This window comes from Jannaschia seosinensis (assembly GCF_001408515.1).
Classification (GTDB): Bacteria; Pseudomonadota; Alphaproteobacteria; order Rhodobacterales; family Rhodobacteraceae; genus Jannaschia; species Jannaschia seosinensis.
In genome coordinates, this window is sequence record NZ_CYPR01000043.1 from 14,479 (window position 1) to 31,167 (window position 16,689).

Genomic DNA, 16,689 nt, shown 5'->3' on the forward strand with positions numbered 1-16,689 from the left:
TTGAAAACACGGATCTTTCATGACGAGTCTCCGCTCCCGCCTGTGGTTCGATAATCCCGACAACCGTGAGATGACGGCGCTCTATCTGGAGCGGTATCTGAATTACGGCCTGACGCGGGAGGAGTTGCAGGGCAACAAACCGATCATCGCCATCGCCCAGACCGGCAGCGATCTGAGCCCGTGCAACCGCCATCACCTGGAGCTGGAGAAGCGGGTTCGTGACGGGATCCGCGCCGCCGGCGGCGTGCCGATGCAGGTGCCGGTCCATCCGATCCAGGAGACGGGCAAGCGGCCGACCGCGGCGCTCGACCGCAACCTCGCCTATCTGTCGCTGGTCGAGACGCTCAACGGCTACCCGCTCGATGGCGTGGTCCTGATGATCGGCTGCGACAAGACCACGCCCGCGCTGCTGATGGCCGCCGCGACGGTGGACATTCCGGCGATCGCGCTGTCGGTCGGGCCGATGCTGAACGGCTGGTTCAAGGGCAAGCGCACCGGCTCGGGCACGATCGTCTGGAAGGCGCGCGAGATGCACGCGGCGGGCGAGATCGACGATGCCGGCTTCATGGAGATCGTGGCGTCGAGCACGCCGTCGGTCGGGTATTGCAACACGATGGGCACGGCCACGACGATGAACTCGCTGGCGGAGGCGCTGGGCATGCAGCTTCCCGGCGCCGCCGCGATTCCTGCGCCTTACCGTCAGCGCGGCCATGTCAGCTACCAGACGGGCGAGCGGATCGTTCAGATGGTGCACGACGATCTTCGCCCTTCCGCCATCATGACGCGAGAGGCGTTCGAGAACGCGATCGTCGTCAATTCCGCCATCGGCGGCTCGACCAACGCGCCGATCCACCTCAACGCCATCGCACGGCATCTGGGCGTGCCGCTCGACAACGACGATTGGCAGCGGCTGGGCCACCGGATCCCGCTTCTGGTGAACCTGCAACCGGCGGGCGAGTATCTGGGCGAGGATTACTACCATGCCGGTGGCGTTCCGGCAGTGGTGGGCCAGCTCGCCGAAGCCGGGATGCTGCCGCATCCGGACGCGCCGACGGTGAACGGGCGCAGCATCGGAGAGAACTGCGCAGGCCGCGCGAGCGAGTTGCCCGAGGTCATCCTGCCGGTGGCGGCGCCGATGCTGAAGGATGCGGGCTTCGTGAACCTGCGTGGCAATCTGTTCGACTCCGCCATCATGAAGACCTCGGTGATCTCCAGGGCGTTCCGCGACCGCTACCTGTCGAACCCCGACGACCCCGAAGCGTTCGAGGGCCGCGCCATCGTGTTCGACGGCCCCGAGGATTTCCACGACCGGATCGACGACGAGAGCCTCGGGATCGACGAGACCTGCATCCTCATCATGCGCGGCGCGGGGCCGATCGGTTATCCCGGCGCGGCGGAGGTTGTGAACATGCGGCCGCCGGCCTACCTGATCAAGCGCGACATCCACGAATTGCCCTGTATCGGCGACGGCCGGCAATCGGGCACGTCGGGGTCGCCCTCGATCCTGAACGCGTCGCCGGAGGCGGCGGCGGGCGGGGGGCTGGCGCTTGTGCGCACGGGCGATCGGCTGCGGATCGACCTTGCCAAGGGAACCGCCGACATGCTGGTCGACGAGGCTGAACTGGCGGCCCGCCGGGCCGCGCTCCCCGCGCAGCCGTTCACGCCGGGGAACCAGACGCCTTGGCAGGAGATCTTTCGCGAGCGGGTCGGTCCGCTGTCGGAGGGGATGACGTTGCGCGGTGCGGAGGTTTACCGCGGGACGGCCGCAAAGGGTGTGCCCCGCGACAACCACTGACCGGCGCAGACGACGAATGTGACCATACAAGGAGTTGAGACGTGAAGTTATGCCGTTTCGGAGAGCCGGGCCAGGAAAAGCCGGGCATGATCGACCATAATGGCGACCTGCGCGACCTGTCGGAGGAGATTGCCGACATCGCGCGCGAGGCGCTGACCGATCAATCCATCGAGATCCTGTCCAAGCTCGACCCGATGAAGCTGCCGATGGTGGACATGCCGGTCCGCTTTGGCCCCTGCGTCGCGGGGACGGGCAAGTTCCTGTGCATCGGGCTGAACTATTCCGACCACGCCGCCGAGACCGGCGCTGACATTCCGGAGCATCCGATCGTCTTCCACAAGGCGACCAGCGCGATCGTCGGGGCGAATGACGACGTGGTTCTGCCGCGCGGGTCCGAGCGGTCCGACTGGGAGGTGGAGCTGGGCGTGGTGATCGGCAAGCCCTGCAAATACGTCACCGAGGCCGAGGCGCTGGATCACGTTGCGGGCTACTGTGTCGTCAACGACGTGTCGGAGCGGCACTTCCAGACCCAGCTGAGCGGCCAGTGGACCAAGGGCAAGTCCTGCGACACGTTCGGGCCGATCGGGCCGTGGCTGGTCACCCGCAACGAGGTGCCGGACCCGCAGGCCCTTTCAATGACGCTCGACCTCAACGGCAAGCGGATGCAGACGGGGAACACGTCGACGATGATCTTCACCGTCGCGCAATGCATCGCCCATCTGAGCGAGTTGATGACCCTGCATCCCGGCGACATCATCACCACCGGCACGCCGCCGGGTGTCGGCATGGGGATCAAGCCCGAGCCCGTCTACCTCAAGGCCGGCGACGTGATGGAGCTGGAGATCGAGGGCCTCGGCCGCCAGCGGCAGGAAGTTCGCGCCGATGGTTAAGCCCCGGCTGCTCCAGATCGGGCGGATCACCGACCGGATGCACGACGCGCTGGCGCCGCATTTCGACATCGATCCGCTGCCCGATCGGGAGGCGCGGGAGCCGTTCCTTCGCGAGAACGGGCCGGAATATGTCGCCATCCTGACCAACGGCCACCTCGGTGTGCCCGAGGACGTGGCGGTGGCGACGCCGAACCTGAAGGTCGTGTCGAGCTATGGTGTCGGCTACGATGCGATCGACGTCGAGGCCTTCGCCGCGCGCGGCATCGTGGTCGCGCATACGCCCGACGTGCTGAGCGATGAGGTGGCCAACACCTTCGTGATGCTCTGGCTCGCCGTCAGCCGTGAGCTGATCCCGTCGGACCGCCACGTCCGGTCCGGCGAATGGGTGCGGGCGGGGAGCTATCGGCTCACCCGGTCGGTCCAGAACCGGCGCGTGGGAATATTGGGGCTGGGCCGGATCGGCCGGGCGATTGCGGATCGCTGCGCCGTCTTCGGCGCCGACATCCACTACCATTCCCGCAGCCGCAAGGACGCGCCCTATACCTACCACGCCAGTGCCGTCGAATTGGCCCGCGCGGTCGAGGTGCTGGTCGCCATCACGCCGGGCGGGCCCGGGACGCGGCATCTGGTGAATGCAGATGTTCTCGACGCGCTTGGCCCCGACGGGTTGTTCTTCAACCTCGCGCGCGGGTCGGTGGTGGACGAGGCGGCGCTGGTGCGTGCGCTGGAGGCGGGGCGGATCGCGGGGGCCGGCCTCGATGTGTTCGAGGCGGAGCCGAAGGTTCCCGATGCGCTCAAGGCGATGGACAACGTCGCTTTGACCCCGCACGTCGCCTCGGGCACGCACGAGACACGGCAGGCGATGGGCGATCTGGTGGTCGAGAACCTCCGGCAATGGCTCGAGGACGGGACGGTGCGCACGCCGGTCCCGGAATGCGCGCACCTGTGAGACGACGGGGCGATCCCTAGAGGACGCGCCCCGGCATCGCCCCGACCCGCGCGGCAAGCGCCGAAACCCTGTCCGACACCTCCGCACGCAGCGGGCCGGGGCGGGCCGGATCGCGCAAGGTGGTGAACCAGTGTTCCGGCGGATTGCGGCCCCGGGAGTTCCCCTCGAAGCGCAGGTTGCGAAGGACGGCTTCGGCCCCCGGCGGCAGGCGGTCGGGGATCTCCTGGTCCGACAGCACCGCCCAGTTCCCGGTCCAGAGCCGTCCCACCGACCACGGGTTGTAGCCGCCCCCGCCCAGAAGCAGAAAGCGCGGCGACAGGGGCATCAGCGCAGACAAAATGCCCCAATGCGCGTTGTTCGACAGGGTCAGGCGCGACAGCGGGTCCTCCTCCACCGCATCGGCGCCGCATTGCATCACGATCGCATCGGGTGCGAAGGCTTCTACCGTAGGCAGGATCAGGCGGTCGCGGGTATGCGCCATCTCGGTGTCGTTGAGCGCACGCGGGACGGGCAGGTTGAAGACCTGTCCCACGCCGCGATCCTCCAGCGCGCCAGTGAAGGGCCAGCGGCGCTCCTCGTGCGTCGAGATCAGGAGCGTGTCCGGATCCTCCGCAAAGGCATGTTCCACGCCGTCCATGTGATGCGCGTCGATATCGATATAGGCGATGCGGGCGGCACCGTTTCGGCGCAGCGACAGGATCCCCAGAACCGCGTCGTTGAGGTAGCAGAAGCCGGAGGCGCGATCCGGCATCCCGTGATGCGTGCCGCCGCCCGGATTGTGGATGCGGCCGCCATGGCGCAGGAGTTCCCCGGCCAGAAGTGATGCACCCGCGCCGGTGGCCGGGCGGCGGAACATCTCCGGGAAGATCGGATTCGACACGGTGCCGAGGCCGTGGCGCATCTTGGTGGCCTCGTCCGCGGCGCCCTCCTCCTCGACCCGGCGCAGGGCCTCGACGTAATCCGGCGTGTGCCAGATCGTCAGGGCCGCGGGCTTGGCGCGGGGCGACGCGCGGAACCGCTCCGGCGGCAGCCAGCCCATTGAACGCGCGAGATCGAGTACCGTCGACACACGCGGCACACGCAGCGGATGCCAAGCCCCGTAGGACGACCCGCGATAGATTTCCGACCCCATCAGGAGCGGGCCAACTGGACTTGTATTCATCGGGTGCAGGCTAGCAGTGCGGCGATCGGCATCAAGGTGTGACGCTTGCGCGCAGCGCGAGAATGCCTAGATTGCAAGAACTTGCAGGGGACGCAGCACAGTCATGATCCGCTATTCGCTCAAATGCGCCAAGGGCCACGCGTTCGACAGCTGGTTCCAGTCCGCCGATGCCTTCGACACGCTCGCCGCGCGCGGGATGGTAGCCTGCGTGGAATGTGGATCGACCGAGGTCGAGAAGGCGTTGATGGCACCGAAAGTCGTCCCGAAGGGCGAGGTTATCTCTCGGGGCGACCTGCAGCATCCGCAAACCGAGATGGAGGCGAAGCTGGCCGCGTTCCGCCGCAAGATCGAGGCCGAGGCCACCTATGTCGGCGGTCGGTTCGCGACGGAAGCGCGCGCGATTCATGCCAGTGAGACGCCCGACCGCCCCATCTACGGCGAGGCCAATGCGGCGGAGGTGAAGGGGCTTCTTGAGGACGGCATCCCGATCGCGCCGCTGCCGTTTCTGCCGAAGTCGAAGGCCAATTGATGCGCGCCCTCGTGACGGGCGCCAATCGCGGCATCGGCGCCGCGCTCCGGTCGGAGGGGCTTTCGCGGGGGCATGATGTCGTGGGAACATCGCGTGACGGGGCGGACGGGCTGCTGCGGCTCGACGTGACGGATGGGTGTCTCCAGACGGCCTGCGCCTCGGCGGCGGGCGCGCTCGATGCGGTGATCTGCAATGCCGGCGTATATCTCGACAAGGGGCAGGGGCTCGATGAGCTGGATGGTGCGACCCTCGCCGCAACGTTTGCCGCCAACGTGACCGGCGTATTCCTGACGGTGCAGGCCCAGCTTCGCAACCTGTCCGAGGGTGGGCGCGTGGCGATCATCGCCTCGAAGATGGGGGCGTCGGAGGCGGCTTCGGGCAACGCCTTCGCCTACCGCGCATCCAAGGCAGCGGCGGTCAATCTGGGCCTCAATCTTGCGGAGGCGCTGCGCCCCCGAGGCATTGCCGTCGGCATCTACCATCCCGGCTGGGTCCGAACGGATATGGGTGGCGCATCGGCGAGCGTCGGTGTTGAGGACAGCGCGCGCGGCCTGTGGAACCGGATCGAGGCGCTCGATCTCGACCGCACCGGCACCTTCGAAAGCTTCGACGGGACGCCGATCCGGCCGTGACCTGGCACGGCGCGTGGTCGCGGTGGACCCGCGACAGGTTCCGTGTTCGCGCGGCCGCTGACGACCTACGTATGATACGTTGCAGTGGCGGGCGGAGCGAATTGTTGCGGGACATGTTCCGGCGCAGATTGTTGCAGATAAGCTGGTCGTGACTGTTCGGCCGGCAATTCAATTGCACCGAAGGCAACGACTGGGTGGCTCGATCAGGCACGGTCAGCCGTGGGTGCGCTCCCTTGGATGACGCTTGCGCGGTGCCGGCTCATGTCGCGGAGCGCACACAGCGGAAGCTCGTTTTTGAAGGTGCTCGATACTGCCTCGGGTCACATGGCGGCCAAGAGTCGATCGCGAACCTCAGCGGTCTTTTTGCGACTGAGCTGTGAGGATCGATGAACTCGCGCAGGATAATTCCCGCGCCTGTTCTGTCCCTCTGCTAACGCAATCGTGCCAAGGCTCCAGCGAGCCGATCTTCCAGACCGCGGCGTTCGGCGGGGGTCAGGAAGGCGCCGATCTCGACGCGGCGCGGTCCGCCGTCGAGCGTGAGGTAATCCTCCACCTGCCCGACCTTGTCGTGCCGCGAAACGCGAATCCAGTATGGATTGGCCTCCCAGTCGCGGCGGGATCCGTCGGGGTCGATGCGGATGAGTTCGACACGGTCATGCGTCAAGCGGAACGTCTCGACGATGTCACGGTCGCGCCAGTTCCGCTTGAGCGACCACGTCAGCGCCAGAACCGAAATCATCGCGAAGGGCAGGATGCCGAGGAACACGACCGTCCCCAGAAGTCCCAGAAGCGGGATGCAGGCCATCACGAAGGTGCCGCCGATGATCCAGACGAAGCCCGTGCCGGTCAGTGACTGATGCGGCCAAAGCCTGACCTCATACAGAAAGGCCCCGGTGCTTGCCGGGGCCTCCTGTCGGTCCGTCAGAACCTGGTAGGGCATGTCAGTGGCCCGGCTGGCGGTCCCACATCTCGCGCGTGGGAAGCTGCTCGAACGTGTGCTCGGGCGGCGGGTTGGTGAGGGTCCATTCCAGCGTATCCGCGTGCTCGCCCCAGTAGGCCGGGTCGGTCACCTTGCGACCGGCGAAGATCGTGTAGAACACCACGCCGATGAAGAAGACGAACGATGCAAAGCTCAGGAACGCGCCCCAGGAGGAGACGTAGTTCCACATGGCGAAGGCGTCCGGGTAGTCGATGTACCGGCGGGGCATGCCCTGACGGCCCAGAAAGTGCTGCGGGAAGAACGTCAGGTTGGCACCGATGAAGAACGCCCAGAAGTGTAGCTTACCGGCCCATTCGGGATATTGGCGGCCCGACATCTTGCCGATCCAGTAGTAGATCCCGGCGAAGATTCCGAACACCGCACCCAGTGACATCACGTAGTGGAAGTGTGCCACGACGTAGTACGTGTCGTGGTAGACGCGGTCGATGGCCGCCTGGCTGAGCACGATGCCGGTGACGCCGCCGACGGTGAACAGGAAGATGAAGCCGATCGCGAAGAGCATGGGTGTCTTGAAGGTCAGCGACCCGCCCCACATCGTCGCGATCCACGAGAAGATCTTCACCCCGGTCGGGACCGCGATGATCATCGTGGCGACCATGAAGTAGGCCTGCTGCGTCAGGGACATGCCCACGGTGTACATGTGGTGCGCCCAGACGACGAAGCCGAGGCCGCCGATCGCGATCATGGCGTAGACCATCGGCAGATAGCCGAAGATCGGCTTTCTGGAGAAGGTGCTGACCACGTGGCTGACGATGCCGAAGGCAGGCAGGACGACGATGTAGACCTCGGGATGGCCGAAGAACCACAGGATGTGTTGATAAAGCACCGGATCGCCACCGCCCGCGGGATCGAAGAACGTCGTGCCGAAGTTACGGTCCGTCAGGAGCATGGTGATCGCGCCGGCTAGCACGGGCAGCGCCAGAAGGATCAGCCAAGCCGTCACGAAGATCGACCACGCAAAGAGCGGCACCTTGTGCAGCGTCATGCCCGGCGCCCGCATGTTGAGGAACGTCGTGATGATGTTGATCGCGCCGAGGATGGAGGACGCGCCCGAGACGTGCACCGCGAAGATCGCCACGTCGGTCGAGAAGCCGGCCTCGTTGGTCGAAAGCGGCGGGTAGAGCACCCAGCCGATGCCCGATCCGGCCTGTCCGTTGCCGCCTGGCAGGAAGACCGACAGGACGGCCAGCGACACGCCCGCCACGAACAGCCAGAAGGACAGGTTGTTCAGGCGCGGAAACGCCATGTCCGGCGCGCCGATATGCAGCGGCATGAAGTAGTTGCCGAAGCCGCCGAACAGCGCCGGAATCACGACGAAGAACATCATCAGGATGCCATGCGCGGTGATCAGCACGTTCCACAGATGGCCGTTCGGCGTACAGGTCCCGGGCTCACCGGCGAAAAGGCGCGCCCCTTCGAGGCACATGTACTGCACGCCGGGATCCATCAGCTCCAGCCGCATGTAGACGGTGAAGGCCACCGAGACGAAACCGGCAAATCCCGAGACCAGCAGGTACAGGATGCCGATATCCTTGTGGTTCGTGGACATGAACCAGCGTGTGAAGAAGCCCGGCTTGGCGTGCTCCTCGTGTCCTGTGATCGCGGCGTCTGCCATGCGGTCGCTCCTTGAGACGTGTCGTTCGAATCTCTGCGCGGGACATAGGTGTCCCGTTGGGAGGGTTCTATCCCTCGTGACGCGTCACGGCAACGCCAACGGAGGGCGCATCATGTCGCATCTTTGCGGTTCAGGGCGCGGGATTCGGCCGGAATGCGGATTCCGAAGAGCAATGCGGCATTCAGGATCGAGAAGATCAGCGCCACCCAGGGCAGCCCGAGGACCAGTGGGGCGACCGCGATCTCGGCGATGACGACGGCGTAGTTCGGATGGGGGATGAGGCGGAACGGGCCATGGACGACGCGCGGCTCGTCCAGCACGATGATGCGCGTCGTCCATCGCGGCCCGAGTGTCAGGAGAACCCAGATGCGAGCGATTTGCAGGACCACGAAGACGGCGAGCCAGAAGAGATTGATGGGTTCGTCCCAGCCGAAGGCGATCAAGGCCGCGATCCAGGCGGTGTGCAGCGCGACGATCAGGGGGTAATGCCCCGCCCCGTGCTCCACCGCGCCGCGCGCCATCAGGCGGGTCGTGTTGCGCCGTGCGATCACGAGCTCCGCAAGCCGCTGCGCGACGATGAAGGCCAGGAACAGGATCGCGCCGGTCATGCCGCGATTTCGAGCGGCACGAAGGAGGCGGTGAAGCCGGGGCCGAGCGCGCTGAGGAGGAAGCGGCCGGTATGGCCGCCGCGCCGGGCCGCATCGAGGACGAAGAGGACGGTCGGCGCGCTCATGTTCCCGTGCTCGCGCAGGACGTCGCGCTCCAGATCGAGCGCACCCTGACCCAGTTCGAGGCTCGCCTCCAGCGCCGTCAGGACCTTGGCGCCGCCGGGATGGCAAAGCAGGCGGTCGAAATCGTCGCGCTCCCGCCGCATGGCGGTGAGGGCGGCGTCGACGGCCTCGGGCATGTGCGCGGTGACGAAGGCCGGAATGGCCCGGTCGAACACGACGCCCAGCCCCTCGTCATCCACGTCCCAGCCCATGATGCCGAGCGTGTCGGGCCACATATGCTGCACGCCGGGCGAGAGCGTGACCGCGCCGTCGCCGTCGGTGGAGAGGCACGCCGCCGCCGCACCGTCGCCGAACAGGACCGTGGCGATGATGTCGGACTTTTGAAGCCGATCGGTGCGGAAGGAGGGCGTGCAGGCCTCCACCACGACAAGCAGCACCTTCGATCCCGGACGGCCCTGCGCAAGTTGCGCCGCGATGGAGAGGCCCGAGGCCCCGCCGGCGCAGCCCAGCCCGAAGACCGGCACGCGCATCACGTCGGGCCGGAACCCGAGCGCCTCGTGGCACACGGCTTCCAGCGTCGGGGTGGCGAGGCCCGAGGTCGAGACTGTGATGACGACATCCACCTCGTCCCCGCGCCAGCCCGCATCCGAGAGCGCCCCTTCGGCCGCCTCGCGCCACATCGCCGCGCAGCCGTCGTGCCAGATGCGGTTGCGTTCCGCCCAGCCATGCGCGCCGTCGTCGAACCATTCGAGCGGGGCGACCGACCGCCGCCGCTCGATCCCCGATTGCACGAATGTCGACAGAAGACGCTCGAATTGCGGGTATTTCGGCCCGAGAACCGTCTTGGCCCGTTCCTGCACGAGGTCCTGCGGCAACTCATACGGGGCCAGCGCCGTGGCGAGGCCTTGGAGGGTGACGTTCATGCGGTGCCTCGCGGTAGGTCCTGCCCCTTGGGCTGACGAGGAGGATGGCGCGCCCTCCCGCGCCGTCAAGCCGGCATCACGTCCAGGGCGAGGTCCGACGCAGCGCATCGTCGAGATCGCCCATCGTCACCGGCAGGCCGAGATCCACCAGCGACGTGACCCCGTGGCCGGTGATGCCGCAGGGCACGATCCCGTTGAAATGCGCCAGATCGGGCTCCACGTTGATTGACAGGCCGTGAAAGCTGACCCATTTGGACAGGCGTATGCCGATGGCGGCAATCTTGTCCTCGCGCGGGGTGCCGTCGGGCAGGGGGGGCAGGTCAGGGCGGGCGACCCAGACACCCACGCGGCCGGGGCGGATTTCGCCCCGCAGGCCGAACTCCGCCAGCGCATCGATGACCCAAGCCTCCAACGTGGTGACGAAGGCGCGCACATCGCGGCCGCGCGCCGCGACGTCGAGCATGGTATAGGCGACCCGCTGACCCGGCCCGTGATAGGTATATTGCCCGCCGCGCCGCGCCTGATGGACCGGGAACCGGCCGGGATCGCGCAGGTCCGACATCCTGGCGGATGTGCCGGCGGTATAGAGGGGCGGATGCTCCAGCAGCCAGATCGCCTCGTTCGCACCGCCGGCGCGAATGGCAGCAACGCGCGCCTCCATCTCGGTCAGCGCGGTCTCGTAGGCCACGGGGGCGTCGGAGGTGATCCATTCGGGCTGCATGTTACCGCGCGGCCATGCCCGAACGGGCCGCCGGGGTCCAGAGTGCGGGCGGTGAGAATTTCCGCGACGCTGGTGGCGAAAGCCCCTTTTCATTCCGCGACGGCTTGGCTATTCCCCCGCCATCCGAAGGCATGGCCGTGCGGTCGTGGCGGAATTGGTAGACGCGCAGCGTTGAGGTCGCTGTGGGGTAACACCCGTGGAAGTTCGAGTCTTCTCGACCGCACCATGCCATTCGGATCGTTGCGACGCCGCCCTTCGGGGCGGCGTTTCGCGTTTCGGCCGTGGGTTGGGGAGCTGGGACGACGTCTTGCGGAGCAGACCGGCGCCTTGCGGAGCAGACCGGCGCCTGCTCCGCCAAATTCGGTCGTGTCGAAGCCTGGGCCTTGGCCCCGCGGAGGTTATCCGATGCGGGGGGTGCTCGGGCGCCAGCGCCAGCCGGGGCGATTCTGCGTCAGGCGGATGGCGCCGCCACGCTCATCCGCGAGGCGCAGCGTGGCATCGCGCAGGACCGCGATTCCCTCTTCGCCCGATTTCGGCAAGGTGGCGCCGTCGAGCGGGCGCCCGATGGTGATGTGATAGGGCTGCACGTCCTTGTTCAGCGTCTCGTGGAACAGGGTGATATCGCGCAGCGTCGGGTGGATCGCGTCGAAGGCGTAGAACATCGCCGAGTTGCGCGCCCGGATGTGCACGGGAATCACGGGCAACTCGAATTTGCGCGCGATCATCGCGGCCGAAGCCATCCAAGGCCGCTCGTGCAGGTGCAGGCCCCGGCGTTTGGCCAGGCGTCCGGCCGGAAAGATCACGCCCAAGCGGTTCTTTTCCAATGCGGCACGAGTCAACTGCATCGTTTCGCGGGTTTTCGTGACGGTCCGCTTGTCGGTGCGCCATTCCACCGGGACGATTATGTCCGAGAATTGCGGAAGGATACGAAGAATGTCGCAGTTTGCGTAGTAAAACGCATCATCGCGGCGTTTTCGCAGCAAATCGTGCAGGATGATCCCGTCCGCGATGCCGGTCGGATGGTTGGCCACGATCAGGGCCGGGCCGCTTGCGGGGACGTTCTCAAGCCCCGTTGCAGTCACACGACGAGCGATGCGGCGGGCGAGGTCGCCCATGATCTCAGGCACCGTCAGATCGACGTAATGCGCACCGATCTCGACGCTGCGTTCATAGGCCAGAAGCCGGTCGAGGACGGCACGCGCCGCCCTATGATGGATCGCCTCGTCGAAGAGCCATGGGGCCCGTTCGGCAATCAAGGGGTCAAGACGATCGCGCATGACGCTTCCTTAATCAGTTCCATGTGACGTTCCTGCGAATTGTCGTCACAGGTGGCGCAAATATAGGCGGCCGGCGAACTTTACCACGTCAATTCTTAACGCTGCCGGAGGCAATGCGGTTCAACGGCCACAGGAGAGATCGAGAATCGTGCCGGTAAGATGTGGGGCATGATTGTTCAGCAGCCGCAGACTCGCTCGCGCGTCCGCTCCTCCGGGACTGCCGTTCGGAACCATCGCCAGATCGTGATCCGACGGATCGAGGTCGCACTTATCCCGGAGGAGACGCCCGCAGGGAACATCACCTTGCGCACCACGCGGTTTCTCCCCCCAAGGGCGGAACCTCATCGGCAACCCGTGCGATTCCCTACTGCCGTACCATCCGGGGCGGGGGGCGTCGTCTTGTCCCGCTGCGATATTTGAAACCGCGCCCACACGGCGCTGTCCATGGGCGTCGGGAGGCGCCCGCGCGAACCCGCGCAGCGCCCGAAGCAGAGGAAAGCCGGTGGGGCACGGACAATTTGAGGAACCCGCGCCGCATGAAGGCCGCCTGCACAGGGGAAGCACGATGAGCGATCAGAACCGCAGACCGAAGTTCCTCTGGTATGACGGGGAGGCCGATTGGCGCTGGTTCCTGGGATTCATGCTCTTGATCCTCACACTCTGGGCGTTTCATGCGGCCGCGTCGGTCGCGCTTCTGGTGACCGGCGGCTTTTTCGCCGCGCTGCTGGTTCTGCCGCTGGACCGTGCCGTGGCGGACCGCCTGCCGGATGGCTGGACGTGGATCGCGCATGTCATCGCGGCCTTTGCGTTGGTCCTCGGCCTTGCGGTGCTGGCCGGCGCGCTTGCCTATTGCGCCGTGCGGGTCGCATCCGAGTTCCAGAACATGTCGGACGGAAGCCTGTCATCCATGTTCGACACGTTCGGGTCGGGCGATGCGGGCGACGGCCAGAACGCCGGCGCGGGAGCGGACACGGAGGGTTCGACCGAGCCTGCCGGAGCGGCGGCAGGTGTTGCCGACAACGAAAGCCTGTTCCGGCGCTTCGGGCTGGATCTGGAGAACCTCGTCTCGCAGGCGGCGCAGTGGACCTCCCAGTTCATCACCGGCGCGATGAGCAGCGCGCTGGCGGTCGTGACGGGGCTGATCCTGATCGTGTTCCTTGCGCTGATGATGCTGATCGTCGCGCCGCATTGGGGCGCGCGTATCCGCGTGGCGACCGACCGTCATGTCTCCTGGATCAATGCGGTCGAGGTGCTGGGACGGGCGGTTCGCCGCTTCGCCTTGGTGCGCCTCGCGATGGGGGTGCTGACGGCGGTGCTCTACTCGATCTGGATCTGGATCATGGGGATCGACCTGATCTGGACCTGGGCGATCCTGACGGTGGTCTTCACCTTCGTGCCGACGCTGGGATCGATCATTTCCGGCGTGCTGCCCGTGATCTATGCCGTATTCATGCGCGACATCGGGACGGCGCTACTGCTCGGGGCGGGGTTGTTCGTCATCGAGCAGGTCATCGGCAACTTCGTCGATCCAAAGGTCGCGGGCGATCAGGTCGATGTCTCGCCGCTGGTTGTGCTCATCTCGCTTCTGGTCTGGGGGTGGATCCTAGGGCCGGCGGGCACGTTGCTGGCCACGCCGCTGACGCTCGCCATCGTTGTGTTCGCCGCCCGGATCGAGCCGTTGCGACCCTTATCGCTGATGCTGTCAAACCGGCCGGATTATGAAAGTCTGGACAATGCCCTGTCCTGCGAGGGGGAACGGCGCGACGTGGCGAAGGATGGAAGGCCGCACCGCCGCGCCGCGATCAACCGCGAATCCGGCCGATCATCTCCGACAAATCCCGACTGAGCCCGTCGGTCGCGGCGATCCGGTCGAGTTGCGCGGAGATGAGGGCCTGCCTGTCGGCGTCGTAACGCCGCCAAGTCTCGAACGCGGTCGACAGGCGCGCCGAAAGCTGCGGGTTCATGCCGTCGAGGCGGAGCAGCCAATCGGCGTAGAACCGGTAGCCCCGCCCGTCTGGCGCGTGGAAGCCGGCGGGATTGGCGGCCGTCAGCGCGCCGAGGACGGACCGCACCCGGTTCGGGTTTGCCGGATCGAAGAGAGAATGCGCGGTCAGGCGTTTGGCCACGTCAACCGCATCGCGCGGCGCGGCATGCGAAACCTGCGCGGCGAACCACTTGTCCATCACCAGCCGGTCGTGACGCCAATCGCTCTCGAACCGGGCGGCAACGCTTTCGTCGCCCGCTTCGAGCAGGCAGGCGAAAGCCGCCATCCGGTCGGTCATGTTGTCGGCGGCGTCATAGGCCGCGCGCGCGGCCGCCCCGCCGTCGAGGAAGGTCTGCAATCGCAAAAGCGTCGCGGAAAGCGCCCGCTTTCCCGCATCCTCGGCCCGCGGATCGTATTGTCCCGCCGTGGCGCAGGCATCGCGGAGCGCGGGAATGGCGGACGAAAGGCGTTCGGCCATCGCCATCTGCGCATGACGGCGGGCGGCATAGATCGCATCGGGGTCGGGCACCACGCCCGCCTCGTGCAGCGATCCGGCCAGATCGTCCTCGGACGGCAGCGCCAGCGCGAGCGCGCGAAAGGCGGGATCGGCGGTCGCATCGGTTGCCAGCGCCGCCACGGCGTCGAGCCAGTCCGCATCGAGCGCGACATCTTCGCCGATCGCAGCGATCAGACGCTCTTTCGCCAGCCGCCGTCCCGCCTCCCACCGGCAGAAGGGATCCGTGTCCTGCGCAAGGAGGCGGAGCCGGTCGACATCCTCCATCGGGTGGTCGAGCATGACCGGCCCGGAGAAGCCCCGGAGCATCGACAGGACCGGACGCTCCGCCATCTCGAAGGTCAGATGCTCTTCGGCCTGCGTCATCACATGCACTTCGGTTTCGCGGATTTCGTTGCCCGCGGTGTCGAGCAGGCCGAAGGCGAGGGGGATCGCCATCGGCGCCTTGTCGGGCTGCCCTGGGGTCGGCGGCACGACCTGTTTCATGTCAATGCGGTAGAGGCCGTCGTTGAAGCTGTCCCTGACCTCCACATGCGGCGTTCCGGCCTGCGAATACCACAGCTTGAACTGCGCCAGATCGACGTCGCAGGCCTCCTCGAAGCAGGCGAGCCAATCCTCGACGGTGCAGGCTTCGCCGTCATGCCGCGCGAAGTAGAGGGCGACGGCCCGGTCGTACCCTTCCGCCCCGACGATCCGGCGCAGCATCCCGATCACCTCGGCGCCCTTTTCGTAGACGGTCGCGGTATAGAAGTTGTTGATCTCCACGAAGCTCTCGGGCCGGACGGGATGGGCCAGCGGGCCGGCATCCTCGCGGAACTGCCGGGCGCGCAGGGTCATCACGTCGCCGATCCGCTGCACCGCCTGCGACCGCATGTCCTGCATGAATTGCTGGTCGCGGAACACGGTCAGCCCCTCCTTCAGGCAGAGCTGGAACCAGTCGCGGCAGGTGATGCGGTTGCCGGTCCAGTTGTGAAAGTATTCATGCGCCACGATCCGCTCGATATTGGCGTAATCGGCATCGGTCGCCGTCTCTGGCGAGGCCAGCACGTAGCGGGAGTTGAAGATGTTGAGGCCCTTGTTCTCCATCGCGCCCATGTTGAAGTCGTCGACCGCCACGATGTTGAACACCGACAGGTCGTAGGCCCGGCCATAGACCCGTTCGTCCCACGCCATCGACCGCTTGAGCGCATCCATCGCGTAGCTCGTCCGCCCCTCGTCGCCCGGCCGGACCCAGACGTTGAGCGCGACCTCGCGGCCCTCCGACGTGGTAAAGGTGTCGGCCTCCGCAACGAGATCCCCGGCCACCAGCGCGAACAGGTAGGTCGGCTTGGGCCACGGATCGCGCCAGACCCCCTGCGCCACCTCGTCGCCGTTCGACAGCAGGACCGGCAAGTCGGACTCGATGCGCACGTCATAGGTCGCCATCACGTCCGGCCGGTCGAGCATCCATGTGATGCGGCGGAACCCTTCGGCTTCGCATTGGGTGCAGTACATGCCGCCCGAAATGTAGAGCCCCGACAGTTCGGTGTTCCGCTCCGGCGCGATCTCGACCTCGGTCTCGAGCACGAAGGCGTCGGGCGCGTCGCGCAAGATCATCCGGTCGCCCTCGATCTCGGGCGCGATCTCCGCTCCGTCGAGGGCCACGCGGATCGTGCGCAGTGCCTCGCCGTCGAGCACCATGTCCCCCGGCCCCCGCCGTTCACAGGTCAGCCGCGCCAGCACCCGCGTCGCCTGCGGGTCGAGGCGGAACGTCAGGTCGACATGCGTCACCGTCACCGGGACGGGGGCATAATCCTTCAGGTGGACGGCCTGATTGTTCTGGGCGGGGTTCGCGTCGCGCATGGGGCATCTCCTTCGGGGCGCGACGCTACGCGCGGTGCGAAGGTGCCGCCACCCCCTTCTTTGCTTCCCGTGCGGGCATCCGCACTTGACGTTCGCGACCGTCGCCCGACCATCGGTCTATGGCG

At 66.6% G+C, this 16,689-nt stretch carries 14 protein-coding genes and 1 tRNA gene; 7 read left to right on the plus strand and 8 right to left on the minus strand.

Annotated features, from left to right (window positions below; genetic code table 11):
- The first annotated feature begins 19 nt into the window (after window positions 1–19).
- The 3 genes from JSE7799_RS03585 to JSE7799_RS03595 are packed head-to-tail and all read left to right on the plus strand — an operon-like array spanning window position 20 to window position 3,634.
- The gene (locus JSE7799_RS03585; RefSeq protein ID WP_055662377.1) at window positions 20–1,795 is read left to right on the plus strand and encodes an IlvD/Edd family dehydratase; all 1,776 of its coding nucleotides are present in this window, start codon (window positions 20–22) and stop codon (window positions 1,793–1,795) included.
- A 41-nt stretch (window positions 1,796–1,836) separates the two neighbouring features.
- On the plus strand, window positions 1,837–2,685 hold the full coding sequence (locus JSE7799_RS03590; RefSeq protein ID WP_055662378.1) for a fumarylacetoacetate hydrolase family protein: 849 nt from the start codon (window positions 1,837–1,839) through the stop codon (window positions 2,683–2,685).
- Window positions 2,678–3,634: a 2-hydroxyacid dehydrogenase gene (locus JSE7799_RS03595; RefSeq protein WP_055662379.1), complete on the plus strand. Its 957-nt coding sequence runs from the start codon at window positions 2,678–2,680 to the stop codon at window positions 3,632–3,634. Before JSE7799_RS03590 ends, JSE7799_RS03595 begins: the two co-directional genes overlap by 8 nt.
- Window positions 3,635–3,650: 16 nt before the next feature.
- Here JSE7799_RS03595 and JSE7799_RS03600 read toward each other — a convergent pair whose 3' ends face one another.
- A complete protein-coding gene (locus JSE7799_RS03600; protein WP_083480224.1) occupies window positions 3,651–4,796 on the minus strand; it encodes an acetoin utilization protein AcuC in 1,146 nt (381 codons plus the stop codon).
- Window positions 4,797–4,899: 103 nt separating this feature from the next.
- Here JSE7799_RS03600 and JSE7799_RS03605 point away from each other — a divergent pair, with 103 nt between their 5' ends.
- Complete coding sequence (locus JSE7799_RS03605) at window positions 4,900–5,325, plus strand: DUF1178 family protein (RefSeq protein ID WP_055662381.1); 426 nt, start codon at window positions 4,900–4,902, stop codon at window positions 5,323–5,325.
- Window positions 5,325–5,957 carry an SDR family NAD(P)-dependent oxidoreductase gene (locus JSE7799_RS03610; protein WP_055662382.1) on the plus strand — a complete coding sequence of 211 codons (633 nt, stop codon included), beginning with the start codon at window positions 5,325–5,327 and terminating at the stop codon, window positions 5,955–5,957. Before JSE7799_RS03605 ends, JSE7799_RS03610 begins: the two co-directional genes overlap by 1 nt.
- A gap of 430 nt (window positions 5,958–6,387) precedes the next feature.
- On the opposite strand, the gene JSE7799_RS03615 is transcribed toward JSE7799_RS03610, so the two are convergent.
- The 5 genes from JSE7799_RS03615 to lipB all read right to left on the minus strand — a co-directional run bounded on the left by JSE7799_RS03615 (window position 6,388) and on the right by lipB (window position 10,947).
- Entirely contained in the window at window positions 6,388–6,897 is a 510-nt protein-coding gene (locus JSE7799_RS03615) for a DUF2244 domain-containing protein (protein ID WP_055662383.1), read from the minus strand.
- 1 nt (window position 6,898) lies between these two features.
- Window positions 6,899–8,572 (minus strand): cytochrome c oxidase subunit I, encoded by a 1,674-nt coding sequence (locus JSE7799_RS03620; protein WP_055662384.1) that lies wholly within the window; start codon window positions 8,570–8,572, stop codon window positions 6,899–6,901.
- Between the two features lie 110 nt (window positions 8,573–8,682).
- A complete protein-coding gene (locus JSE7799_RS03625; RefSeq protein WP_055662385.1) occupies window positions 8,683–9,180 on the minus strand; it encodes an isoprenylcysteine carboxyl methyltransferase family protein in 498 nt (165 codons plus the stop codon).
- Entirely contained in the window at window positions 9,177–10,226 is a 1,050-nt protein-coding gene (locus JSE7799_RS03630; RefSeq protein WP_055662386.1) for a type III polyketide synthase, read from the minus strand. Before JSE7799_RS03630 ends, JSE7799_RS03625 begins: the two co-directional genes overlap by 4 nt.
- Window positions 10,227–10,302: 76 nt before the next feature.
- Window positions 10,303–10,947 carry a lipoyl(octanoyl) transferase LipB gene (gene lipB / locus JSE7799_RS03635; RefSeq protein WP_055662387.1) on the minus strand — a complete coding sequence of 215 codons (645 nt, stop codon included), beginning with the start codon at window positions 10,945–10,947 and terminating at the stop codon, window positions 10,303–10,305.
- A gap of 139 nt (window positions 10,948–11,086) precedes the next feature.
- Here lipB and JSE7799_RS03640 point away from each other — a divergent pair.
- Window positions 11,087–11,173: transfer RNA gene (locus JSE7799_RS03640), tRNA-Leu, on the plus strand.
- Window positions 11,174–11,345: 172 nt separating this feature from the next.
- Here JSE7799_RS03640 and JSE7799_RS03645 read toward each other — a convergent pair.
- Entirely contained in the window at window positions 11,346–12,224 is an 879-nt protein-coding gene (locus JSE7799_RS03645; protein WP_055662388.1) for a 1-acyl-sn-glycerol-3-phosphate acyltransferase, read from the minus strand.
- Between the two features lie 565 nt (window positions 12,225–12,789).
- Between JSE7799_RS03645 and JSE7799_RS03650 the strand changes: the two genes are divergently transcribed.
- The gene (locus JSE7799_RS03650; protein WP_055662389.1) at window positions 12,790–14,070 is read left to right on the plus strand and encodes an AI-2E family transporter; all 1,281 of its coding nucleotides are present in this window, start codon (window positions 12,790–12,792) and stop codon (window positions 14,068–14,070) included.
- On the opposite strand, the gene pepN is transcribed toward JSE7799_RS03650, so the two are convergent.
- Window positions 14,027–16,564, minus strand: a complete 2,538-nt coding sequence (gene pepN, locus JSE7799_RS03655; RefSeq protein WP_055662390.1) for an aminopeptidase N — start codon at window positions 16,562–16,564, stop codon at window positions 14,027–14,029. The genes JSE7799_RS03650 and pepN overlap by 44 nt on opposite strands.
- Window positions 16,565–16,689: the final 125 nt, after the last annotated feature.